The following is a 24,110-nucleotide window of genomic DNA, read 5'->3' as shown; positions in this document are numbered from 1 at the left end:
CTTCGTGAGAACACAGGCATTCCTTCGGTCGTGGTGGGCGGGCGATCGGTCGGCGACTACTCGGCGGTGAGGCCGACGCCGCGCCACTCGTCGATGAGCAGGTTCGGTTCGTAGCCGACGACGTGTTCGTCGAGGGTGGAGCCGAGGGCGAAGAACACCAGCGGCAGGGCCAGCGCGTTGTCGCTGACGATCGTCGACACCGCGCCGATCTTCTCGCCGCGTGCCGCGAGATCGGGCTCCGAATTGGCGGCGTCGAGCGCCTCCTGGAAGCCGGGTGCGTTGCCGTGCGACGGGTTCTGCGGCGATGCTGCCCCGTACAGCGAGGTGAGCAGGATCGACGGATCGGCGCGGCCGGTGAAGGTGGTCACGATGGCATCGGCATCGCCGCGGTTGAAGGTGGGCGAGGCGTCCGCAGGCGGCAGCGGACGCAGCTGCATGTCGACGCCGACCGCGGCGAGCTGCTGCTGCACGATCTGCGCGACGAGCTGGTTCTCGGGCAGATTCAACAGGATCGCGGTGAAGCTGAAACCGTTCGGCAGCCCGGCCTGGGCCAGCAGCTGCTTGGCCTTCTCCGGGTCGTACGGGTAGGCGTCGTCGAGCGCCGCATCGTGGGCGAAGTACTGCTTCGGGAAGTTCTGCGTCGCCACCTCGGCGTGACCCTCCATCGCGGTGTCCGCGATGGCCTGCCGGTCGATGGCGTGCGCGAGTGCCTGCCGGACCTCGAGTTTGGTGAACTCGCCCCTGGTGCGGTTGAAGTTGATGGCCATGTGGTCCATCCGGATCGGCGCCTCGACCTTCAGGCCCTGCTGCTCGGCGGCGTCGATGGTCAGCGGCGTGATGATCGACGCGGACAGCTCACCGGACGCGACGCCGTTCAGTCGGGTCTGCGGATCGGTCATCACCGTCCACACGAACCGCTTCGACTTCACCGACTCGGGATCCCAGTAGCCGTCGCGTGCCTGGAACTCGTACTCGGCACCCGGCTGCGACCGCGCCACCGTGTACCGTCCGGAGCCCGCAGGCGCCAGCACGAGCGCCGCATTCTTGTCCGGTGCACCGAAGGCGTTGGGGTTGACCATCATTCCGGGCAGGTCGGACAGGGTGAGGACCAGTTGCGCACCGGGACCGTCGAGGGCGAGCACCGCGGTCCGCGGGTCCGGCGTCTGCACCCCGCCGAGCGCCGTCAGCATCGACGCCGTCACGGAGTCGGGTTCCTTCGCCCGGTCGAGGTTCGCCTTCACCACGGCGGAGTCGAACGGGGTGCCGTCGGCGAAGGTGACCCCGTCCCGCAGGTGCAGGGTCAGTGCGGTGTCGGTGAGTTCCCACGACTCGGCGAGCCCCGGTACCGGGTTGGCGTCGGTATCCCGGTGCACCAGGCGGTCATAGACCAGGTTGAGCATGGTCGCGTCGCTGGTGATCTTCGTCTTGTGCGGGTCGAACGACGACGCTCCGAACACCGTGGCGTAGTGGAAGGTGGCGTTCGGGTCCGCCGCCGCGGTCGAGGACGAGCTGTCCGCCCCGCTACAGCCGGCGAGCAGGGCGGCGGTCAGGCCAAGTGCGACAACGAGTCTGCGTGACATACCCATCCTTCACGAGGAGCACACCGGTGCGGGCGCGCGCGAACACACCGAGGCCGGCGGTCCTTCGCGAACGTATGCAATGTGACCGGGGCCACTCCACAGCCGTCCCGCTGAGCGAGACCCACTCGACGCCCGCCGGAACCGTGCACCGTCGCCGCGACCGGTCCGCCGGGTGCTCCCACCCACCGGGACCGGGCACCCGGTACGGTCGCCGGTTAGCGCTTCCCCTGCCTAAGGCAGGAGATTTCAAGCTCAGACCGCAACCGGACCACCCACCCGAAGGGAGGGATCAGATTGTCTGACGTCGTCAACACCTGTGTGGCCGCGTTCTGCCACAGCCAGAATCACCCTGGCAGCATTCCGATCCCGACCGGCGGTGTAGCCGCAGTCATGGCAACGGAAGGTTCGTTGTGCGAGTCCGAGGCGCTGCTTGGCTCTCACGAAACACCTCGAACACGTCATGGACGTGTACGCGGGCCGCACCAACACCACCTTCCGGCCGGCCCGCACACCACGATCGATCAACTCCCGCTTCGCAACGCCGATCGCCGCATCGGCGGCCTTGCGGGCCATCGTCGACTTAGCCAAGAACCTCGGCGTGAAGTCCTCCACCGCAATCAACGCATGCCGGTCAACCACCGACTTAACCCATACCCGGGCATCGTGGACCGTCTGGCGCGCGGCCTTCTTGTGCAGCCTCGCCGCCTCCCGTTTCGCACGGTCGTAGCCCCGGGACTGCGGACCCCGCTTGCCGCTGTGACGTCGCGACATCTTGCGTTGCGCCCTCGCGAGCTCGGCGGAACAACGCTTCCGATGCCCGAGATACGGCAAATCAAATTCGGCGCAGGTGGTCGTGGCTGTGGTGGTCACACCCCAGTCGATTCCGATCCCACCCACTGCATCGGGTGCCGGTTCGGTTTCGCGGCGGACAACGAACGAGGCGTACCAATGCCCCAACGAATCCTGAGTGACTCGGACGCTGGTCGGGTCGGACGGCAACTCCCGCGACCACACCACCGGGATACTCACACCCTTCGCCAGCACCAACCGCCCGTCGCGCAGGGAGAACCCCCGCACGGTGTACTCGAGCGAGGGCAACGACTTCTTCCGCGCCTTGAACACCGGCCGCCCCCGGCCCTTGACCCTGAAGGAATGGTCCAACGCCTGCGCATAGGTGCGGAGGGCTTGTTGTTGGGCGACCTGCGATCCATCCCGCAACCACACACTGTGCGACCGGGCTTGCGTGAGGAGCTTCGACAGTTTCCCGAACGTCGGCCGCTGACCCGACTTCTGTTGATGAACGGCCTCATTCCACAGGAACCTGCACCGATGCCACTCAGCGATCAGGGCACGCTGCGCTACCGCACCCGGCCGGAGCCGGTAGCTGTAGCGCACCACTTCCTCCACACCCGGCAACCTAACCGACACCACCGACAGGAAGGAGGACGGCGCGTCCACTCCCCCGTGAACGACGGAGTATCCGCGCCGAACTTACGATGACCAAGGAGCTGAATCTGATCGGGGCCCGGGCGGCGGCGGACGCCGCGCTCACGGCGGCACGGCAAGACGACAAGCGCGTCAGTGTCGTGGTGGTGGATGCCCGCGGCCACGACGTGTTGGCGGTCCGCGACGACGGGGCGCCGTGGTTCACCGCGGGAGTGGCGCGCACGAAGGCGACGACAGCCGCGCTGATGGGGGGCGGCGTCGGGCGACCTCGCCGGGCTGAAGTCCGCGCACCCGGAACTGTTCGACCTCATCGGCGCGCAGACCGCGCAGCCGATGACGACGCTCGCGGGCGGGGTGCCCGTGCGGCTGGCCGGTGTGGTGGTCGGCGGGATCGGGGTCAGTGGCGCGGATCCCGACGAGGACGCCGCCTACGCGCGGGCAGGCGCCGCCGCGTTGAAGGCCGCCGATCAGACCCAATAGCGCGACCGTGATGCTAGGCGCGCAGGTCCCGGCCGAGGAACGCCAGCAGCCGCTCCCCCGCACCCGCCCCCGCCGACACCTCGACGGGGGCGGCGAAGCGGGACGGTCGGTCCGCATCACTCACGAAAAGCGCTGCACAGGTGAGTAGTTCCTCGGCCAATCCCGGTGGGATCGGCCGGTTTTGCCCGCACGCCCTGGCGACGTCCCACCCGTGCACGGCGATCTCCAACGCCCCGGCGGCCGGAACGATGCCCGCGGCCATCGAGACCCCACCGATCAGGATGCCCTCGGGATCGCCGGAGCGCGCCCACGATCCGAGCAGCCGGCAGGCTCGGTCACACAGCGCCGCAACGGGATCGGCGTCCGGATCGATTCCGTCGACGGCGGATACCAACGTGATGTGTCGGTCGAGTGCTGCCTCCTGCAGGGTGCGGAGGGCATCGTTCATGTGCGCCAGCAGCTGTCGCAGGTCCCAGTCACGACACGGCGTGGCCCGGCCCATCGACTCCTCCGTCACGAACTGCAGGCTGCCCAGGGTGTAGCCGATCGACCGCTCCAGCAACGCGACCGGGTCGGCCAACGGCCACGCGAGCGCGGCCCCGGTCATGACCCGACCGGCAGCGTCTCGGGCAGTCCGAACTTCGCGAACAGCGACACGTCGAAGAACGCGGTCACGTGATCGACCCCGGACGGCCCAAGGGAGACCACCTGCAACTGGAAGGCGCGGTGGACACCGTCGGGGCCGCGCATGTACATCGCGAACGCCGGCTGCCCGTTGGACACGGTGGGGATCAGCTTCATGTCTCCGGGACCCTGTGCGGGACAGTTGTTCTCGATCAGCGTCCGAATGGCCTCGGGACCCTGGTACCAGCCGACGAACGGCGGCATCTCCCAGACCGCGTCCTCGGTGAACAGCTCCTTGAGCGCGGCCATGTCGTATGTCTCGAAGGCCGCCATGAACCGGTCGAGCAGCTCGCGCTGGTCCGGCTTCACCGGCTCCATGACGGCGTCCTCGGCGGGTGCGGCCTGATCGATCTGCGCACGGGCGCGTTGCAGCGCGCTGTTCACCGCTGCGGTGCTGATGCCCAGCAGCTCCCCGACGTCGGCCGCGGGCCAGGCCAGCACCTCGCGCAGGATCAGCACCGCCCGCTGCTTCGGCGGCAGGAACTGCAGCGCGGCGATCAGCGCCAGCCGGATGCTCTCGCGGGAGGTGGCCACGACAGCGGGGTCGCTCGCGGCGGTGCCGAGCAGGGCGTCCGGGATCGGCTCGAGCCAGGGCACCTCCCCCTGCTCGATCAGCTCGCCCGCGGGATCGGAGCTCGGCGCGCCGAGTCCCGTGGGAAGCGGGCGCTTGCCCTTGCTCTCCAGCGCGGTCAGGCAGGTGGTCGTCGCGATCCGGTACAGCCAGGTGCGCAGCGACGAGCGCCCCTCGAACTTCTCGTATGCGCGCCACGCCTTCAGGTACACCTCCTGCACCAGGTCCTCGGCGTCGTGCACGGAACCGGACATCCGGTAACAGTGCGCCAGCAGCTCGCGCCGATACGGCTCCGCCAGCGGAGCAAAGTCCTCCTGAACCGCGCTGTCCGTCATCGATTCCCACCCTTCGTCGAATGCCTTCCCGAGTACAGACCCGCGGCGAGGCGAAAACTCATCGGTGACGCGCAATGAATCTTCGTACCCCGCCCGGTCAGTACAGAGGAACACGTTCCGACGGGCGAGGGAAGCCCCCGTCCGACCCCGGCACCGACGGTGAGTTCGCGCTAGAATTATGTACATGACGACGCTGCCGGTGGCCGACGCCCGCGCACAGCTCTCGCGGCTGGTGGACGAGGCCCAGCACACCCACGAACGGTTCGAGATCACCCGCAATGGTCGCCGCGCGGCGGTTCTGCTCGGCGCTGACGACTATGACGCCCTGCGTGAGACCATCGCGGTCCTCTCCGACCCGGAGCTGCGTGCGGCGCACGCGCAGGGCCTCGACGAGGTCGCGGCCGGCGATGCCCTCGATGCCGCCGGTCTCGCCGCAGCGATGCGTGCCGCCGGGCGAGCTCCCGAGACCCGGTAGCGGGTTGTGCCACCAGGACCGAGATACCGCCTGCTCATAGCGCGGTCCGCGGCACGATCACTGACCGGTGCGCTGCCGGAGAAGGTGGCCGCCGCCGTCTACGAGTTCATCACCGGCCCGCTGCTGGAGAACCCGCACCGGGTGGGGAAGCCACTCGATCCGCCGCTCGCCCCGGCCTACAGCGCACGTCGGGGCGCCTACCGCGTGCTGTATCTGATCGATCCCGACCGCCGCACCGTGGAGGTCACCGCGATCGCCCACCGCTCGGACGCCTACCGATCGACCTAACTGATTCGTCGGGGCCGTACTGGTTTTCAGGCCGCGGTGAGGATCAGCGGCCCGTCCGCGGTGATCGCGACGGTGTGCTCACTGTGCGCGGCGCGGGTGCCGTCGAGGGTGCGCAGCGTCCAGCCGTCCGGGTCGTGCCGGTACTCGTCGGTGCCGCCGCGGATCAGCATCGGCTCGAGCGCGAGCACCAGGCCGGCGCGCAGCTTCATCCCCCGGCCGGGCCGCCCCTCGTTGGGCACGTGGGGGTCCTCGTGCATGGCGCGGCCGATGCCGTGGCCGCCGTGGTCGGCGAGGACCCCGCGACCCCTGCTCCTGGCGAAGGCGCCGATGGCGTCGGCGATGTCGCCGATCCGGTTCCCGACCCGAGCGGCCTCGATGCCCCGAGCGAGCGCCGCCTCGGTGTCCGCGATCAGGCTCAGGTCCTCGGGGTCGGCCGCGCCGACGACGAAGCTGATCGCCGAGTCGCCGCACCACCCGTCGAGAAACGCTCCGCAGTCCAGGCTGACCAGGTCGCCGTCGGCGAGCCGGTAGTCCGTCGGAATGCCGTGCACGATGGCGTCGTTGACGCTCGCGCACACCACGCCGGGGAACGGCGACGGCGCCCAGGAAGGGTGGTAGTCGAGGAAGGCCGGGGTGGCACCCGCCGCCCGGATCACCGCCGCGGCGGCCGCGTCGAGCTCGCGCAGGCTCACCCCGACCGCCGCCGCCTCCCGCGCGGCCGCGAGGGCCTGCGCGACCACCCGCCCGGCCGCCCGCATCGAGCGCACCTCGTTCTCGTTCTTGATATCGACCATGCCACCTCACTTCCAGTTGCCAATAACTATACCGGTATTACTATAGGCGGCATGGTGCGCGTACCGCTGACGGCGGAGGAACTCGAACGGGGCAGGCGGCTCGGTGAGCTGCTACGCGGAGCCCGCGGCCAGGCCAGCATGGTGGAGGTCGCGACGGACGCGGGCATCTCGGTGGAGACGCTGCGCAAGATCGAGACCGGACGGATCGCGACGCCCGCGTTCTTCACCGTCGCCGCGCTTGCGCAGGTGCTCGGCCTGTCGCTGGACCTGGTCGCCGAGGCACTGGCCGAGCAGCCCGCGCGGCAAGAAGTGGCCTCGTAGCGCGAGCGGACGATGACCGAACGGCGCACGCGTCCGGTTCGTGCAACGGTGACCATCTTGGTCGCGATCGCGGCGGCCGCGCTCCTGACGATGGCGCTGGCCAAGGAGATTCGACGCCCGGACAACGCCCACTGCCTGCCGGTCGCGCAGAGCGTCGTCGACGCGATCGCGAGTCGCCCGACCGCGGGGCCGATCGTCCCTACAACGGCGGTCGCCGTACGGGACCCGTGGATCGCGGCCACGGTCTCGGTCCCTTTCGCCAACTACTATGCCGTCGCGATGCGGTTCACCACGGCGGGCGGCGAAACCGCATACGGCGTCTGGGGTTTAGGCACGAACGCGGCCCGACCGCAGAGCGGAGCGGCGGTCGGATTCGGCAATGGCGGCGGACTGGCGAGTGTCGACGAACAGGCGCGCAACTGGTCGGACTGGCCGACCGACCTGCCGTTCGCGGCGGACGGCACGTCGGAGGTCCGCGCCGTGCAATGTCTGGATCTCGTCGATCCCAGCTGATCCCCCGGCAACAGCCGAGGCCCGTCCGTCGAGCCGCTCGACCGGGACCAATCGATCGGCGGGCCGTGAGCGATCGACAGGCACGCCCCGGCCCACACCCAGGGACCTCCCAGACTCGGTGAGTACCGTGTCCGGGGCCGAGGGGTCGGCAACCCGTCGACCCCGACGACGGACAGGAACCTGCATGCCCCAGGCGCCGATGCTGGCGGACCCCGCGAGGACCTCGACAACGACGAGTCCCGCGCGCACCGCCGTCGGGCGCCTGCGGGGCTATTGGACCGGTCCCGACCTGGCCGCCGCGCTCGGGTTCACCGCGCTGGCGGTGGTCGTGCTCGGCCGCCAGTGGCGCTCCCCGACCGTCGGCTACCTGACCGGCAGCGGCCAGGACCAGCGGATGTGGGAGTGGTTCTTCGCGGTCGCCGCGCACTCGGTCACCCGGCTCGAGAACCCCCTCGGCACGGTCCTGCAGAACTATCCGCACGGCGTGAACCTGATGGCCAACACGGCCATGTTCGGCGTCAGCATTCCGCTCGCGCCCGTCACGCTGCTGTTCGGCCCGACCGCCACCTGGACGCTGGTGCTGACCGCGGGCCTCGCGGGCACCGCCTTCGCCTGGTACTGGCTGCTCTCCCGGTACGCGGTCCGATCGAGGGCGGCGGCGGCGATCGGCGGACTGTTTTGCGGATTCGCCCCGGGCATGATCTCGCACGCCAACGGTCACCCGAACTTCGTCGCGCTGGCGCTGCTTCCGGTGATCCTCGGCTGCGTGATCCGGCTCGGCCGCGGCGCGGGCACCCCGACCGCGGTCGCCCTCGGCCTGCTGGTCGCCGCGCAGATCCTGCTCGGCGAGGAACCGCTGCTCATCTGCGCGATGGCGTTCGCGGTGTTCACGGTGGCGTACCTCGCCTTTCGGCCGGAGTTCGCGCGCGCGGCGGTGCGGTCCGCGTGGCGTCCGCTGCTGATCGCCGCGGCGATCGCGTTGGCGATCACCGCGATCCCGTTGTGGTGGCAGTTCTTCGGGCCGCAGAGCTACCGGACCATCGACCACGGTGCGATGGGCAACGACCTCAAGGCGCTGCTGCAGTTCCCGGCGCAGTCGCTCGGCGGTCTCACCAACCCCGGACAGGACGTGTCGATCGGCGCGACCGAGGAGAACGCCTACTTCGGCTGGCCCCTGCTGGCCCTCGTCGTCGCGGCGTCGGCCTGGCTGTGGCGTGCCCCGCTCGCGCGGGCGGCCGCGGTGACGGCGGTCGTGATGGGCGTGCTCTCGCTGGGGTCCGAGCTGACCGTCGGGCGGAGCGGGACCGGAATCGCGTTGCCGTGGTCGTGGTTCGAGCACGTGCCGCTGCTCGAGTCGGTGCTCGAGACCCGGTTCGCGATGGGCGCGGTCCCCGCGGTCGCGCTGTTGCTGGCGATGGCCACCGACCGGGCTTTCCGCGAGCGGGCGACGCTGGTGCCCTGGTGCGTCGGCCTGGTGGTCGCGCTGCTGCCGCTGACCCCGATGCCGCTGCCCGCGGTCGACCGGGCGCCCGCGCCCGCGTTCTTCGCCGACGGCACCTGGCGCGGCTACGTCGACGACGGCTCGATCGTGACGGTGCCGCTGCCCCGGCCCGAGGATGCGCGGGCGCTGTCCTGGCAGGCCCGCGCCGACTTCGGTTTCCCGCTCGCAGGCGGCTATTTCGTCGGGCCTGCGGGGGTGGCGAAGGAGGCCAAATACGGCCCGGACGATCGGCCGACCGCGCTGCTGCTGGCGGAGGTCGACAAGACCGGCCTTCGACCGACGATCACCGACGAGTTGCGCGCGCAGGCGGCCGCGGATCTGCGGTTCTGGCGGGCCGACGCGGTCGTGCTCCCGCCGGGCAGGAACCGCCAGGTGCTCCGCGAGACGGTCAGCCAGCTGCTGCGCGACAGCGGGCACGCCGCGGACGACGTCTGGGTGTGGGATGTGCGCGGACTGGTCGCCGCGGGGACCTGACCCGGACGCCGTCATCCCGGTCGCTCGGGCGCCGTCCCATACGATCGGACCTTGTGTCCGACGCGCCTGAATCCAGACCAGCCGACCGAACCGCTCCGCGCAGCCCGAGTCTGCGCACCGCCCGCCTGATCGCGGTCGTCGCGGGTCTGGCCGGGTTGCTGCTGGCCGTGCTCACCCCGCTGCTACCGGTCAAGCAGACGACCGCCAGCGTGTCCTGGCCGCAGGACGGCGCCCTGACCAGCGTGTCCGCCCCACTGATCAGCTACGAACCGGTCAGCATCAGCGCGCACATCCCCTGCCCGGTCGCGGCGCAGCTGCCGCCCGACGGGCAGGTGCTGGTCTCCACCGCGCCGAAGCAGGCCGCGGAAGCCGAACTCGACGGCCTCACCGTCAAGGTCGCGGGCGACGGCGACCGCGCCGTGCAGGTGGTCCTGCGCAACAGCCTGCTGCTCTCCGCGCCGCTGGCCGACGTCGCCGCGGGCTGCTCGGCGATCACCGTGTTCTCCGACGCCGACCACACCACCGCCACCTTCGCCGGTCTCAGCAATGACGATGGCGAGCCGCTGAGCGTCGACGTCCCGGGCGACCTGCGCCCGCAGATGGTCGGCATCTTCAGCGACCTGCAGGGCACCGCCCCCGCCGGCCTCGAGGTGCGCGCCGACATCGACTCCCGGTTCTCCTCCAGCCCGACGCCGTTCAAGCTGCTCGCGATCATCGTCGGCGCGTTGGCCACCCTGATCGCGCTGGTCGCGCTGCACCGACTCGACAGCACCGACGGCCGCGCCGCGCGCCGCTTCCTGCCCCGGCACTGGCTGCGCTTCACCGCCGTCGACGGCCTGGTGGTCGGCACCCTCGCGCTGTGGCACTTCATCGGGGCGAACACCTCCGACGACGGCTACCTGCTGAACATGGCCAGGGTGTCGGAGAACGCCGGCTACATGGCCAACTACTTCCGCTGGTTCGGGGTCCCCGAGGCCCCGTTCGGCTGGTACTACGACGTGCTCGTGGCGATGGCAAAGATCGGCACCGCCAGTACCTGGATGCGGCTGCCCGCGCTGATCGCCGGAATCCTGTGCTGGATGGTGATCAGCCGCGAGGTGATCCCCCGCCTCGGGAACGCGGTGCGCCGCAACCGGATCGCGATCTGGACCGGCGCGCTGGTCTTCCTCGCGTTCTGGCTGCCCTACAACAACGGTCTGCGGCCCGAGCCGATCATCGCGCTCGGCGCGCTGCTGACCTGGTGCTCGATCGAACGCGCGATCGCCACCGGCCGGCTGCTGCCCGCCGCGGTCGGCGTGCTCATCGCGGCGTTCTCGCTGGCCGCCGGGCCGACCGGCGTCATCGCCGTCGCGGCGCTGATCGTCGGCACCCGTCCGATCGTGGCGATCCTGGTCACCCGGGCCCGCGAGGTGGGTTGGCTGCCGCTGCTGGCGCCGATCGCCGCCGCGGGCACCGTGGTGCTGGGCGTCGTCTTCGCCGACCAGACCCTCGCGACCGTGCTCGAGGCGACCCGGGTCCGCACCCTGGTCGGCCCGAACGTGAAGTGGTTCGACGAGTACCACCGCTACGACGCACTGATGAACGTCTCCCCCGACGGATCGCTGGCCCGCCGGTTCGGCGTGTTCACGATGATTCTCTGCCTGGTCGTCTGCGCGATGATCATGCTGCGCCGGGGCGGGAAGATCCCCGGCGCGGCCGCCGGGCCGTCGCGACGCATCCTCGGCATCGTGTTCGGCTCGCTGGTGCTGATGATGTTCACCCCCACCAAGTGGACGCACCACTTCGGCGTCTACGCGGGCCTGGCCGGCTCCATCGCCGCGCTGACCGCCGTCGCCGTCGCCGCGGCCACCCTCCGCTCGCGCCGCAATCGCACGCTGTTCGCGGCGGGTGTGCTGTTCCTGCTCGCGCTGGCCTTCACCGGCTCGAACGGCTGGTGGTACGTCTCCAGCTACGGCGTGCCGTGGTGGGACAAGCCGCCGTCCATCGGCGGCAACGCCTTCTCCACCGCCCTGCTCGGGCTGGCGGTGCTGGCGCTGCTGCTGGCGGGCTGGCAGCACGTGCGCGCGCCCTACCGACCGGAGGAGCCCGCGGCGCCGTCGCGCGGGCTGCGCGCGCTGCTCGACTCGCCGCTGACGCTGGCCGCCGCGTTCGTGGTGCTGTTCGAGGTGCTCTCCCTCGCCAAGGCCGCGGTCGCGCAGTACCCGGCCTACTCGGTGGCCCGCTCGAACTTCGAGACCCTCGCGGGCAACACCTGCGCGCTCGCCGACGACGTGCTGATCGAATCCGACGCGAACGCCGGGATGCTCACCCCGGTCAGTGCGTCGGACAACCCGCTCGGGGCGGACGCGGACGCCGGCTTCACCCCCAACGGGGTCGCCGCCGACCTGACCGCCGACGAGGAGAACAAGGCCGCGGGCGGCGCGAACACCACCGACAGCGACGCCACCACGACCACGTCGGGCACCGCATCGGGCACCGGTGGGGGCACCGGGAGCACCGGCGTCAACGGCAGCTCCGTCGCGCTGCCGTTCGGCCTCGACCCGGCCCGCACCCCCGTGCTCGGCAGCTACCAGACCGGCGAGCAGGCCACCGCCAGGCTCACCTCCGGGTGGTACGGGCTGCCGGATTCCGGCGCAGCCGGGACGTCGACAGAGCGAAGTGACGCGGCCCCCATCCTCGTCGTCACGGCGGCGGGCCGGATCAAGTCCGTCGACGCCGACGGTGTCGTCACCTACGGTCAGGACCTGGTCGTCGAGTACGGCGTCCCGGCCGCCGACGGCACCGTCGAGGCACGCGGCAGCCTGCTGCCCATCGACATCGGCCCGTCGCCGTCCTGGCGGAACCTGCGCATCCCGATGGCCGACATCCCCGCCGACGCCACCGCGGTGCGGCTGGTCGCGAACGACCACGACCTCAGCCAGGGGCAGTGGCTTGCCGTGACGCCGCCGCGGGTGCCGCAGCTGCGGACCCTGAACGACGTCGTCGGGTCCGCGGCGCCGGTGCTGCTGGACTGGTCCGTCGGCCTGTCCTTCCCCTGCCAGCGCCCGTTCGGCCACGAGTACGGCGTCGCCGAGGTGCCCGAGTACCGGATCCTGCCGGACCGGGTCGGCGCCGACGCCACCAACGGCTGGCAGGACAGCCTCGGCGGCGGCCCGCTCGGCTGGACCGACCTGCTGCTCACCGCGCAGACCATGCCCAGCTACCTCGACCGCGACTGGGACCGGGACTGGGGTTCGCTGGAGCGGTACACGCCGCTCGACGACTCCGCGGTGCCGTCGCGGGTGGACACCGCCACCGTCACCCGGTCCGGGCTGTGGACCCCGGGCCCGATCCCCGCGCGGTGACGGCGGTGGTGGGCCGGCTCACTTGCGCGGTGACCTCGGCCGATCTGCTCGGCCCGGCCGGCAGGCCGGGCTGCTGAGCTGGGGCTGCTGAGCTGGGCCGCGGCCGTCGGTGCCGCGGCCTCCGGAGATTATCCGGAGCGATGTGAACGCCGACCCGCCCTCGCCTACCATCGTGAACCGTGCCCGACGCCGTGACAGCCCCCGATCCAGTCATTCCCGCACCGCCCCCGGTCGACTTCCGAGCGAAGTACCGCACCGCGCGGCTGCTCGCGCTCGTCACCGGGCTGCTCGGTGCCCTGTTCGCGCTGGCGACACCGTTCCTGCCGGTGAACCAGACGACGTCCACCCTGAACTGGCCGCAGGCGGGCGTCACCGGCAACGTCGACGCGCCGCTGATGGCGCAGGTGCCGATCGATCTGCAGGCGACGGTGCCGTGCCGCCTCGTGCGCGAGCTGCCCGAACAGGGCGGCCTGCTGCTGGCCACCGCGCCGCCGCAGGGCACCGACGCCCCGCTCAACGCGATGTTCATGCGGGTCACCGCCGAGAGCGTCGACGTGCTCGACCGGAACGTCGTGGTCGCGTCCGCTCCGCGCGACCGCGTCGAGGCCGGCGGCTGCTCGGCCATCACGTTCAGCTCGGACATCGACAGCACCACCGCCACGTTCGAGGGCCTGTCCGTGGACGGCAACCCGGTCACCGGCACCCTCACCGGTGACCTGCGGCCGCAGGTGGTCGGCGTGTTCACCAGCCTGGACGGCCCCGCGCCCGCCGGGCTCTCGCTCACCGCGAACATCGACTCCCGGTTCACCTCCTCGCCCACCCTCGTCAAGAGCGCGGCGATGGTGCTGGCGGTCCTGCTGACGATCGCCTCGCTGGTCGCGCTCGCCCGCCTCGACGGCACCGACGGCCGCGGCCACCGCCGCTTCTTCCCCTCGCACTGGTGGCAGTTCAAGCCGGTGGACGCCGTGGTCGTCGGCATCCTCCTGCTGTGGCACTTCATCGGTGCGAACACCGCGGACGACGGCTACCTGCTGACGATGGCCCGGGTCTCCGAGCACGCCGGCTACATGGCGAACTACTTCCGCTGGTTCGGCGTCCCCGAGGCCCCGTTCGGCTGGTACTACGAGGTGCTGGCCACGATGGCCAAGATCTCCACCGCCAGCCCGTGGATGCGGCTGCCCGCGCTGCTCGCGGGCATCCTCTGCTGGCTGGTCATCAGCCGCGAGGTGATCCCCCGCCTCGGCCGCGCGGTCCGGCACAACTCCGCCGCCGTGTGGACCGGCGGGCTGGTGTTCCTCGCGTTCTGGCTGGCCTACAACAACGGCCTGCGCCCGGAGCCGATCGTCGCCCTCGGCGCGCTGCTCACCTGGTGCTCGGTCGAGCGCGCCATCGCCACCGGGCGACTGCTGCCCGCCGCGGTCGCGGTCCTGATCGCGGCGTTCTCCCTCGGCGCCGCACCGACCGGCCTGATGTGTGTGGCCGCGCTGCTGGCCGGCGCCCGGCCGATGGTCCGGATCCTGGTCCGCAGGCATCGCGATGTCGGTGCCTGGCCGCTGATCGCCCCGCTGACCGCGGCAGGCACCGTGGTGCTCGTCGCCGTGTTCGCCGACCAGACCTTCGCGGGCGTCCGCGAGGCCACCCGGGTGCGCACCCTGATCGGCCCGAACATGAACTGGTACGAGGAGTTCCTCCGGTACTACTACCTGTTCGTCCAGACGGTCGACGGTTCGGTGGCCCGACGGTTCGCGTTCCTGGTGATGATCCTGTGCCTGTTCACCACCCTGTTCGTGCTGTTGCGCCGCAAGAAGATCCCGGGCGCGGCGGTCGGTCCGTCCTGGCGTCTGCTCGGCGTGGTGTTCGGAACCATCTTCTTCATGATGTTCAACCCCACGAAGTGGACCCACCACTTCGGTGCGTACGCGGGCATCGCCGGCTCGCTGGCCGCGCTCACCGCGGTCGCGGTCTCCGCGTCCGCACTCCGCTCACGCCGTAACCGCACCATGTTCGCGGCGGGACTCCTTCTGGTGCTTGCCTTCTCGTTCTCCGGCATCAACGGCTGGTGGTATGTCTCCAGCTACGGCATCCCGTGGTTCGACAAGACCGTCTCGCTCGGCGGCAGGGAGCTCAACTCCGCGCTGCTCGCGCTCTTCGTCGTCGCCGTGCTGGTGGTCGGCTGGCAGTACTTCCGCGAGGACTTCATCGGCACCGAGGTGAAGGCGTCCAGCGAAAAGGGCAGGCGCATCAAGAAGTTCGCCGCCATGCCGCTGACCGTGGTGGCCGCGCTGATGGTGCTGTTCGAGGTGCTCTCCCTCGCGAAGGGCGCGGTCGCGCAGTACCCGGCGTACTCGCTGGCCCGCTCCAACATCGACGCCGTCACCGGGTCGCCGTGCGGGCTGGCCGACGACGTGCTCACCGAGGCGGACCCGAACGCGGGCCGACTGCAGCCGGTGATCGACCCGGCGAACCCGCCAGCCGACCCGAACGATCCACTGGCGGGCGGCGATCCGAGCGGGTTCAGCCCGAACGGTGTGCCCACCGACCTGTCCGCGGACTACACCGAGGTCAAGCCCGGCCAGTCGAACACCGACGGCCCATCGGTCGGCCCGAACTTCGCCACCGGCGCGGGCGCGGGCACCGAGGGCGGCACCGGCGCGGTCGGCGTCAACGGCAGCAACGTCAAGCTGCCGTTCGGGCTGAACCCCGCGACCACCCCGGTGCTCGGCAGCTACCAGACCGGCGTCCAGGAGCCGGCCACGCTCACCTCCAGCTGGTACGCGCTGCCCGCGCGCAGCGAGCAGTCGCCGCTGGTCGTCATCTCCGCGGCCGGGCGCATCTGGTCGGAGAGCAAGGACGGCGAGGTCACCTACGGGCAGTCGCTGCTGCTCGAGTACGGGCACCGAGAACCGAACGGCACCGTCACCGTCCAGGGCTCCTACCTGCCCAAGGACATCGGGCCCGCGCCGTCCTGGCGCAACCTGCGGGTGCCGCTCGACGAGCTGCCCGTGGACACCGACGTGGTGCGGATCCGAGCACACGACCCGAACCTGACCGGCGACCAGTGGCTGGCGTTCACCCCGCCGCGGGTGCCGCAGCTGCAGACGCTCAACGACTACATCGGCTCGAGCCAGCCGGTGCTGCTCGACTGGGCGGTCGGGCTGCAGTTCCCCTGCCAGCGACCGTTCGACCACAAGTACGGCGTCGCGGAGGTGCCCGGCTACCGCATCCTCCCGGACCGTCCGCTCGCGGTCAGCTCCACCGACACCTGGCAGTCCCACGAGAACGGTGGACCGCTCGGCTGGACGGAGATGCTCGCGGAGGCCTCCACGGTGCCGACCTACCTGGCGGACGACTGGGGCCGGGACTGGGGCGCGCTGGAGCGGTACACGCCGTTCTTCCCGGATGCTGAGGCCGCCGTCGTCGACACCGGCGAGGTGCGCCGCTCCGGGTTCTGGAGCCCCGGCATGATGCGGGTGTACGAGCGCTAGCCGCCTGGGGCGCCCCCCTCCCCTGATCTCCCCGTGATCTCCCCAATGTCACACCGGTTCGTCTGGGCCGACTAAATGTGACATTGGGGAGGTCGGGCGAGGTCTAAGACTCCCGCAGTCCCGGTTGTCCACAGGCCGACATCCATCCACAGGCGGATGCCGTCGGCACCGTTCGGCCTCCCGTGTCGGGCACTCTGAGCTTGTGAAGCGAGGAACCTGGGCATCCGACTACGACGCACTCGTTCGGCACGGGCTCAACGGGGTCATCCGCTCCAGCACCCTGAAGTCACTGGGAGCGGCCCCGTCGACCATCTCCAGCTGGTGCCTGCCCGGAGGCCCGTGGCAACGAATGCTTCCCGGCGTCGTGTTGCTGCACAACGGCTTCCCGACACAGTTGGAGCGTGCGACCGCCGCCCTGATGTACGGCGGACCCGCGAGCGTCCTCTCGGGGCACGCGGCGCTTGCGGCACACGGCTACCGTCATTCCTCCTCGATGAACGACGTGCTGCTGCTCATTCCACCCGAGCAGCACCGCGCATCGTGTGGCTTCGTACGGGTCGAGAGGACATGGCGCATGCCGGAGCCACCGGTCGTGCGCGGCACGCTCCGGTGCGCCCCGGTAACCCGCGCCACCCTCGACGCGGCTCGTCGTCTGCGTCGCAGGGACGACTGCCAGGCACTCCTCGCTGCCGCCATTCAACGGGGCGAGACCTCAGTGGAGGAACTGGCCATCGAACTGTCCGAGGGTTCGCGCCGGGGCACGGCGCTGCCCAGATCGGTTCTGCGCGACCTCGGTGGTGACGCACATTCCGTCGAGGAGATATTTGCCCAGAAGCTCTACGCCCGAAGTGGGCTGCCGCCCATGGTGCACAACCGCGAAATCGAAACGGCTGCAGGTGAGTTCATCGCCATGCCGGACGGCTGGATCGACGACGTCGCGATGGCATGGGAGATCGACTCACTCGACCACCACTTCACACCCCGCGACCACCAGGCAACCCTCGAACGGCGTGCCCGGATGCAGAGTCAGGGCATCGTCGTGCTCGCACACCTGCCGCGGACGTTGCACGACAACGAGAACCTGGTGATGGATCAACTGCGGCAGAACTACCGGCAGGCCGAACTGAGGCCGCGTCCGGACGTCCGCCTTCGTCCAGCGCCCTGATGCATCTCCCCAATGTCACACTCGGTCGCGTCAGTCGAACCGGTGTGACATTGGGGAGGTACGGGGGAAGTCAGAACGGGATCAGCGAGTGCTTCCGCGGGTTCTTGGGGAGCTCCTTGTCGCGGAGCAGGGTCAGCGCCTTGCGGATCTCGAGGCGGGTGGTCGCCGGCTCGATCACCGCGTCGATGTACCCACGCTCCGCGGCGACGTACGGGGTCGCGACGTGCTCGTTGTAGAAGTTGATCAGCTCCCGGCGGACGGCGGGGGCGTTCTCGCCTGCCGCCTCGATCTGCCTGCGTCCGATCACCGCGACCGCGCTCTCCGCGCCCATCACCGCGATCCGGGCGGTCGGCCAGGCGAAGTTCACGTCTGCGCCGAGCTGCTTGGAACCCATCACCGCGTACCCACCGCCGTACGACTTCCGCACCACGACGGTCACCTTCGGCACGGTGGCCGAGACGTAGGAGAACAGGAACCGGCCGCCGCGCTTGATGACACCGACCTTCTCCTGCTCGACGCCCGGCAGGAACCCCGGGGTGTCCACGACCAACACCAGCGGGATGTTGTACGCGTCGCAGACCTGCACGAAGTGCGCGGCCTTGTCGGAGGCCGCCGCGTCGAGCGCGCCGGACAGGTGCATCGGCTGGTTCGCGACCACGCCCACCGGACGGCCGTCGACCCGGGCGAACCCGGTGATGATGTTCTGCGCGGTCTGGCTGCGGACCTCGTGGAAATCGCCGTCGTCGAAGATCTTCAGCAGCACGTCGTGCATGTCGTAGCCGGCGTTGTCGGCGTCCGGCATGAAGGCGTCCAGCGAGAGGTCGTCCTCGGTGATCTCCGGCTCGAGGCCGGGGTTGACGATCGGGGGCCGCTCGGTGCAACTGGACGGCATGAAGCTCAGGTACTTGCGGGCCCACTCGAACGCGGCCTTCTCGTCAGCCGCGACGTGGTGCACGTTGCCGTACTCGGCCTGCTTGCGGGCGCCGCCCAGGTCGTCGAGGCTGACGTCCTCGCCTGTGACGGACTTGATCACGTCAGGCCCGGTGACGAACATGTACGACTCTTCGGTGGCGATCACGACGTCGGTGTTGATCGGCGCGTACACCGCTCCACCGGCGCACTTGCCGAGGATGATCGAGATCTGCGGGCACAGGCCGGACAGCGGCTCGTGCCGCCGACCCATCTCCGCGTACCAGGCCACCGACGCGACGGCGTCCTGAACGCGGGCGCCCGCGGACTCGTTAATCCCGATGACGGGACAGCCGATCTTGATCGCGAAGTCGAGGATCGCGGAGACCTTGCGGCCGAAGATCTCGCCCGCCGCCCCACCGAAGACGGTCTGGTCGTGCGCGAACACCGCGACCGGACGGCCCTCGACCGTGCCGTGCCCGGTGACGACGCCGTCGCCGTACGGGTTGGCGGGATCGCCCGCCATCCGGGCGAGCTGACCGACCTCGACGAAGCTGCCCGGATCGAGCAGCATGTCGATGCGCTCGCGCGGAGTCGGTAGACCCTTCTCCTTGCGCCTCGCGATCGCCTTCGGGTTACCCGGGGCCTTCGACAGCTCGAGCTTCTCGCGAAGGTCCGCCAGCTTCTCGGCCGTGGTGGTGCTCACTCAGTTGCTCCGCTTCTCGGCCTCGATATCGGCCAGCTTCTTGGTCAGGTCGGCCCCCACCTTGGCAATGTACGGCTCGTCCACGATCTGGATGTGGTCGCCACCGACATGGATGATCTCCAGGTTCGGGGCGGCCTCGCCCCAACCGCCGTCGGGCTTGCGCGTCTTGAACGCGGGCTCGAGGTCCATCACGTCGTCGTGATAGCGATCGGCCAGGTACAACACGACATCGCCCTCGTAGGTCTCGAGCTCCGCGGTCTGGATGGCCCGGTTGTCCAGCCACGAGGTGCGCTGGTGCTCGATGATCCCGCCGGGGATCTTGGTCCCGCTCATCTTGAGCAGGTCCATCAGGATCTTGATCTGGCCGTCGTCGTCGGTCGCGGCCAGCTTGTCGAGCGGAAGCGGAGCGTCGACATTGTACGTCTTCTTCGCGAACGCCGCGTACCGCTGCCAGCGCTTGCGGATCTCCTCCGGGGTGTCGTCCACCTTCTCGCCCGCCATGACGGTGTCGATCAGGCCGACGATCCGGACCTCCGCGCCCTCCTCGCGCAGCAGCTTGGCCACCGCGTACGCCAGCACGCCGCCGAGGGACCAGCCGTACAGCACGTACGGACCGTCACCCTGGATCTCGCGGACCAGCGGCACGTACGCCTTCGCGCGCTCGTCGATCGGACCCTCGGTGCGCTCGAGGCCGTACATCGGGGTGCCCGCGGGCAGCCGCTTGAGCAGCGGCTCGTAGGCCACCGTCGAGCCGCCCGCCGGATGGAACACGAACACCGGCACCGCGGTGGATCCCTCGGGACGGGTGCGCAGGGTGCGGACCAGCCCGTCGATGCGGACGGCGTCCTCGAGGTGCTCGCGCACCTTCTCCGCGAGCTGTTCGATGGTCTCCGAGTCGAGGATGTCGTCGAAGTTCACCTCGCCGCCCGCGCGTTCGGTCAACCGGGCCGCCAGCTTCTCGGCGGTGTCGTCGTCGAGCACCGGCAGGGTGTTGAAGATGCCCTTCGCGGACTTCCCGGTGATCACCGCCCAGGTGGCGAACGTCAGCCGCTCGGCGGCGTCGCGCGGCGGCACGTCGGTTCCGGTCGCCTCCGCCGTCGCCTGCTGGTCCAGCGGGCCCGGCGCCTCGGCCTGCACCGGCGCCGCGGCCGCGAGAATGGCCTCGGCCTCGGCGACGGGCGTGGTGTCCTCGTCGGCCAGCGCCGCGTCCTCCGCGGCGGCAGCGGCGGAGGCCTCCTTCTCGACGCGCTGCTTCTCGGCGAGCGCCGCGACCTCTTCGCGGTTGTCGATGGCGTAGCGCAGGTACTTCTCCACCTCGCGCAGGCTCGCGTCGCGGACCGCCTGCAGCTGGAGCTGCGGGATGTCGAACTCGTACTCGACGCGGTTCTTGATCCGCACCGCCATCAGCGAGTCCAGTCCGAGTTCGATGAGCGGGATCTCGGCCGGAAGGTCCTCGGGTGCGTAGCCCATGGACTCGGCGACGATCAGCCCCAGCCGCTCCTCCATGGACTGCGAGCTGGTCGGGTCCCAGCGGTCGCCGAACGACTCGACCACCTCGGGCAGCTCCTCCATCGGCGAGCTGGAGCGCGGCTCGGGCGCGGAGACGACCAGCTCGGGCAGCGGCTCGCCCGCGGTCACGACCGCGTCGAGCAGCAGCGCGAAGCCGTCCGCGCCCTTGGCGTGCACCTGCAGCGACGCGCCACCCGGGTGCGGATTCAGCGTCGTGGTCAGCGTGCCGGCGGCCGGGACCTCGCCGTGCGCGACGGCTGCGGTCAGCGCGACGTCCGAGAGCACCTGGGCGGCGGCGTCGGCGGCCAGCGCGTTCAGGTCGGTGACCGCGGCGGCCTCGACCTCCCACACGTGCCTGCCGTCGGGCAGCGAAACGTGCGCGCCGGGCACCCGGGCATTGCCGCCCGAGGAGATACGGATGTCGAGCCAGTGCTCCTTGCGCAGGAACGCGGTCCGCGGCAGGTCCGCGTAGCCGCCGTCGGAGAACAGCGACGGCAGGTTCACCGGGTGCCCGTTGACGTAGAGCTGGGCGAGGGCGCTGAGCACGCCGAGCTCCTCGTCCTCCTTGCGCTTGAGGGTCGGGATCAGCTGAGCGTCGTGCAGCCCGGCATCGAAGGCGGTGGCCGCGACCGACATCAGCGTCGCCGGGTTCGGGGCCAGCTCGACGAAGGTGGTGTGACCGGCGTCGACGGCCAGGCGAACGGCGTTGGTGAAGTACACGCTGTGCCGCAGGCCCTTGGTCCAGTACTCGACCTGGTGGACCGGGTCATGGCCCGCGCGGTAGAAGGTCTCCTTGTCCACCGAGGAGTACAGCCCGACCTTCAGCTTGCCCGGCTCGATGCCGGCCAGCTCGGCAGCCAGCTCGCCGAGCAGCGGGTCCACCTGGGAGGTGTGGCTGGCGCCCTTGGTCTGCAGCACCCGGCCGAGCTTCTCCTCGGCCTCGGCGCGGGCCACGATGGCCTCCACCTCGGGCTGCGGGCCGCCGATGACGGTGTGCGTCGGCGCGGCGTACACGCAGACCTCGAGGTGCGGGAAGTCCCCGAGCACACCCTCGATCTCGGCGGCGCTGTACTCGACTAGCGCCATCAGCCGGATGTCGTCGCCCTCGAGCGTCGACTCGGCCTCGCCCATCAGGCGGGAGCGGGCGCAGATCACGCGCACCGCGTCCTCGAGCGGGAGACCCCCGGTGACGTACGCGGCGGCCGCCTCACCCATCGAGTGACCGACCGCGGCCTCCGGCTCGGCGCCGTGATGGCGGAGCAGGGCGGCCAGCCCGACCTGGATCGCGAAGATGCCGACCTGCGCGGTCTCGACGTCGTAGTCCACCGCGTCGTCGACGAACTTCTCGGCCATCGAGTAGCCGGCCTCGTCCACGATCAGCGCGTCGACCTCGTCGATCGCCTGCTTGAACACCGGGTTGCCGAGGTAGAGCTGCTTGGCCATCTTGCGGTGTTGCGAGCCGAAGCCCGAGAACACCCAGACCGGACCGTTGGACGCGGGTGCGTCCGCGGACAGCACGCCCTGGCCGGGCTTGCCCGCGGCGACCGCGCGCAGGCCGGTGATGGCCTCGGCGCGGGTGCGCGCGAGCACCACGGCGCGGGACCGGCCGTGGTTGCGGCGGGCCAGCGTGCGGCCGACGTCCTCGAGCAGCGTCGTGCTGCCCGCCTCGGTCTCCAGCCAGTCGGCCAGGTCCGCGGCGGCGCGACGGCGTCGGGAGGGCATCGAGGCGGAGACCGCCAGCAGCACCGGCATCGGCTCCGCGTCGGTCTCGGCAGGCTCGGCGGCGACGGCGGGCTCGACGCCCATCGACTCGGCGGCGTCGGCGAGCACGCCCGCGGCCTCATCGAGCAGCTCCGCTGCCTGTGAGTCCTTCTGGTCCCCGTCCGGGCCAGAAGCGCTCACGGGCGGCGTAGCCGCATACTCGCGGACCACGACGTGCGCGTTGGTGCCGCCGAAGCCGAAGCCGGAGACGCCCGCGACGGCGCGGCCGGTGTACCGCGGCCAGTCGGTGGCCTCGGGGATCACCTGCAGGTGCGCCTTGGCGAAGTCGATGTACGGGTTCGGGCCCGCGTAGTTCAGCGACGGGGGGAGCTTGTCCTCCCGCATCGCGAGCACGACCTTGATCAGGCCGGCCGCGCCCGCGGCGGCCTCGAGGTGACCGAAGTTGGTCTTCGCGGAACCGAGCAGCGCCGGCTGGTCCGCCGAGCGGCCCCGGCCGACGACGCGGCCGAGCGCGTCGGCCTCGATCGGGTCGCCGAGGATGGTGCCGGTGCCGTGCGCCTCGATGTAGTCGACGCCGGACGGGGCGATGCCGGCGTCCCGGTAGGCCTGCCGCAGCACGGCAGCCTGGGCGTCGGGGTTCGGGGCAACAATGCCGTTGGAGCGGCCGTCCTGGTTGACGGCCGAGCCGGCGATCACCGCGAGGATGTCGTCACCGTCGCGCTCGGCGTCCTCGAGCCGCTTGAGCACGACCAGGCCGCCGCCCTCGGCGCGGACGATGCCGTTCGCGTCGGCGGAGAAGGCCTTGATCTTGCCGTCCTCGGCGAACATTCCGATCTCGTTGAAACCGAGGCTCGCGGCGGGCGCGACGAGCATGTTGACCCCGCCCGCGAGCGCGAGGTCCGACTCACCGCTACGCAGCGACCGCACGGCCTGGTGCACGGCCACCAGCGAAGACGAGCAGGCGGTGTCCATCGCGATGGACGGGCCGCGGAAGTCGAAGTAGTAGGAGACGCGGTTCGCGACGATGGCGGTCGAGGTGCCGGTGAGCGCGTAGGGGTGCGCGTGCACCGGGTCGCTGACCGCGAGCAGCTGGTAGTCGTTGGCGGAGCTGCCGATGAACACGCCGACCTGCTCGCCCTTGAGCTCGCTGGCCGGGATGCGGGCGTCCTCGAGCGCCTCCCAGGTGAGCTCCAGTGCCAACCGGTGCTGTGGGTCGACGTTGCGGACCTCGAGCGGCGACATCGCGAAGAACTCCGCGTCGAAGCCCTTGACGTCGTCGAGGTAGCCACCCTTGGTGTTGGCCTTCTCGATGGCCGCGGCGATCTGCGGATCGGCCGCGAACTCGGACCAGCGACCCTCGGGCAGCTCGGTGACGGCGTCGCGGCCCTCGATGAGCAGCCGCCACATCTCGTCGGGGGTGTGGCCGGTCCCGGGGAACCGGCTGGACATGCCGACGATCGCGACGTCGTGCGACTGCGAGGTGTCCCTCAACGCGTACAGCGCCGCGTCCTCGGGTTCGTCGGGGATCTCCGGCTCGCCCTCGATGACTAGGGTCGCCAGGGAGGCGATCGTGGGGTGCTGATAGACGACCGTGGCGGTCAGCGTGATGCCGACCAGCTCCTCGATCTCCCCGCTCAGAGCGACGGCGTCCCGGGACGAGAGCCCGAATTCCTCCATCGGACGGTCGTCCGAGATCTGGTCGACCGGTTGCCCGGTCGCCTCGGCAACCCAGTTGCGCAGCCATTCGCGCAGCTGCGCGACCGTCATCTCTGTCTCAGCCATCAACACACCACGCTACCCGTCATAAA

Annotated in this window: 16 protein-coding genes and 1 pseudogene; 10 read left to right on the top strand and 7 right to left on the bottom strand. The window is 70.5% G+C overall.

What is annotated here, in order from left to right; all coding sequences use genetic code 11:
- Positions 1 to 56 precede the first annotated feature (56 nt).
- Together ACFXMV_RS03250 and ACFXMV_RS03245 are read right to left on the bottom strand one after the other, a co-directional pair.
- Entirely contained in the window at positions 57 to 1,580 is a 1,524-nt protein-coding gene (locus tag ACFXMV_RS03250) for an ABC transporter substrate-binding protein (RefSeq protein WP_378502580.1), read from the bottom strand.
- Between the two features lie 252 nt (positions 1,581 to 1,832).
- Positions 1,833 to 2,987 carry an RNA-guided endonuclease InsQ/TnpB family protein gene (locus ACFXMV_RS03245; RefSeq protein WP_378501341.1) on the bottom strand — a complete coding sequence of 385 codons (1,155 nt, stop codon included), beginning with the start codon at positions 2,985 to 2,987 and terminating at the stop codon, positions 1,833 to 1,835.
- Positions 2,988 to 3,076: 89 nt separating this feature from the next.
- Here ACFXMV_RS03245 and ACFXMV_RS03240 point away from each other — a divergent pair.
- Both ACFXMV_RS03240 and ACFXMV_RS03235 read left to right on the top strand, forming a co-directional pair.
- Positions 3,077 to 3,217, top strand: a pseudogene (locus tag ACFXMV_RS03240) (heme-binding protein); the annotation flags it as partial.
- 142 nt (positions 3,218 to 3,359) lie between these two features.
- Complete coding sequence (locus tag ACFXMV_RS03235) at positions 3,360 to 3,506, top strand: heme-binding protein (protein ID WP_378501342.1); 147 nt, start codon at positions 3,360 to 3,362, stop codon at positions 3,504 to 3,506.
- Positions 3,507 to 3,519: 13 nt separating this feature from the next.
- Here ACFXMV_RS03235 and ACFXMV_RS03230 read toward each other — a convergent pair whose 3' ends face one another.
- The gene (locus ACFXMV_RS03230; protein ID WP_378501343.1) at positions 3,520 to 4,113 is read right to left on the bottom strand and encodes a TIGR03086 family metal-binding protein; all 594 of its coding nucleotides are present in this window, start codon (positions 4,111 to 4,113) and stop codon (positions 3,520 to 3,522) included.
- Complete coding sequence (locus ACFXMV_RS03225; RefSeq protein ID WP_378501344.1) at positions 4,110 to 5,096, bottom strand: sigma-70 family RNA polymerase sigma factor; 987 nt, start codon at positions 5,094 to 5,096, stop codon at positions 4,110 to 4,112. The genes ACFXMV_RS03230 and ACFXMV_RS03225 overlap by 4 nt, the downstream gene beginning before the upstream one ends.
- A gap of 178 nt (positions 5,097 to 5,274) precedes the next feature.
- Here ACFXMV_RS03225 and ACFXMV_RS03220 point away from each other — a divergent pair, with 178 nt between their 5' ends.
- Both ACFXMV_RS03220 and ACFXMV_RS03215 read left to right on the top strand, forming a co-directional pair.
- The gene (locus tag ACFXMV_RS03220) at positions 5,275 to 5,571 is read left to right on the top strand and encodes a type II toxin-antitoxin system Phd/YefM family antitoxin (RefSeq protein WP_378501345.1); all 297 of its coding nucleotides are present in this window, start codon (positions 5,275 to 5,277) and stop codon (positions 5,569 to 5,571) included.
- 6 nt (positions 5,572 to 5,577) lie between these two features.
- Positions 5,578 to 5,859 carry a type II toxin-antitoxin system RelE/ParE family toxin gene (locus tag ACFXMV_RS03215; RefSeq protein WP_378501346.1) on the top strand — a complete coding sequence of 94 codons (282 nt, stop codon included), beginning with the start codon at positions 5,578 to 5,580 and terminating at the stop codon, positions 5,857 to 5,859.
- Positions 5,860 to 5,885: 26 nt separating this feature from the next.
- Here the strand turns inward: ACFXMV_RS03215 and map are convergent, their stop codons facing one another.
- Positions 5,886 to 6,653, bottom strand: coding sequence for a type I methionyl aminopeptidase (map, locus tag ACFXMV_RS03210; RefSeq protein ID WP_378502581.1), 768 nt, complete (start codon positions 6,651 to 6,653; stop codon positions 5,886 to 5,888).
- A 51-nt stretch (positions 6,654 to 6,704) separates the two neighbouring features.
- Between map and ACFXMV_RS03205 the strand changes: the two genes are divergently transcribed.
- The 6 genes from ACFXMV_RS03205 (at position 6,705) to ACFXMV_RS03180 (ending at position 17,456) form a co-directional block, all read left to right on the top strand.
- Entirely contained in the window at positions 6,705 to 6,974 is a 270-nt protein-coding gene (locus ACFXMV_RS03205; protein WP_378498496.1) for a helix-turn-helix domain-containing protein, read from the top strand.
- A 48-nt stretch (positions 6,975 to 7,022) separates the two neighbouring features.
- Positions 7,023 to 7,487, top strand: coding sequence for a hypothetical protein (locus ACFXMV_RS03200; RefSeq protein WP_378498497.1), 465 nt, complete (start codon positions 7,023 to 7,025; stop codon positions 7,485 to 7,487).
- 184 nt (positions 7,488 to 7,671) lie between these two features.
- Positions 7,672 to 9,462 (top strand): glycosyl transferase, encoded by a 1,791-nt coding sequence (locus ACFXMV_RS03195; protein ID WP_378502582.1) that lies wholly within the window; start codon positions 7,672 to 7,674, stop codon positions 9,460 to 9,462.
- A gap of 53 nt (positions 9,463 to 9,515) precedes the next feature.
- Positions 9,516 to 12,806, top strand: a complete 3,291-nt coding sequence (locus ACFXMV_RS03190; RefSeq protein WP_378498499.1) for an arabinosyltransferase domain-containing protein — start codon at positions 9,516 to 9,518, stop codon at positions 12,804 to 12,806.
- Between the two features lie 179 nt (positions 12,807 to 12,985).
- The gene (locus tag ACFXMV_RS03185) at positions 12,986 to 16,291 is read left to right on the top strand and encodes an arabinosyltransferase domain-containing protein (protein WP_378498500.1); all 3,306 of its coding nucleotides are present in this window, start codon (positions 12,986 to 12,988) and stop codon (positions 16,289 to 16,291) included.
- 202 nt (positions 16,292 to 16,493) lie between these two features.
- Positions 16,494 to 17,456: a hypothetical protein gene (locus tag ACFXMV_RS03180; RefSeq protein WP_378498501.1), complete on the top strand. Its 963-nt coding sequence runs from the start codon at positions 16,494 to 16,496 to the stop codon at positions 17,454 to 17,456.
- A 70-nt stretch (positions 17,457 to 17,526) separates the two neighbouring features.
- On the opposite strand, the gene ACFXMV_RS03175 is transcribed toward ACFXMV_RS03180, so the two are convergent.
- The gene (locus ACFXMV_RS03175; protein WP_378498502.1) at positions 17,527 to 19,071 is read right to left on the bottom strand and encodes an acyl-CoA carboxylase subunit beta; all 1,545 of its coding nucleotides are present in this window, start codon (positions 19,069 to 19,071) and stop codon (positions 17,527 to 17,529) included.
- Positions 19,072 to 24,069, bottom strand: coding sequence for a polyketide synthase Pks13 (gene pks13 / locus ACFXMV_RS03170; protein ID WP_378498504.1), 4,998 nt, complete (start codon positions 24,067 to 24,069; stop codon positions 19,072 to 19,074).
- Positions 24,070 to 24,110 lie beyond the last annotated feature (41 nt).

It is taken from the genome of Rhodococcus sp. NPDC059179 (assembly GCF_042754885.1).
Lineage (GTDB): Bacteria > Actinomycetota > Actinomycetes > Mycobacteriales > Mycobacteriaceae > Rhodococcus_G.
Note: the sequence above shows the minus strand (reverse complement) of the source record. Positions and strands in the feature narration are given on the sequence as shown.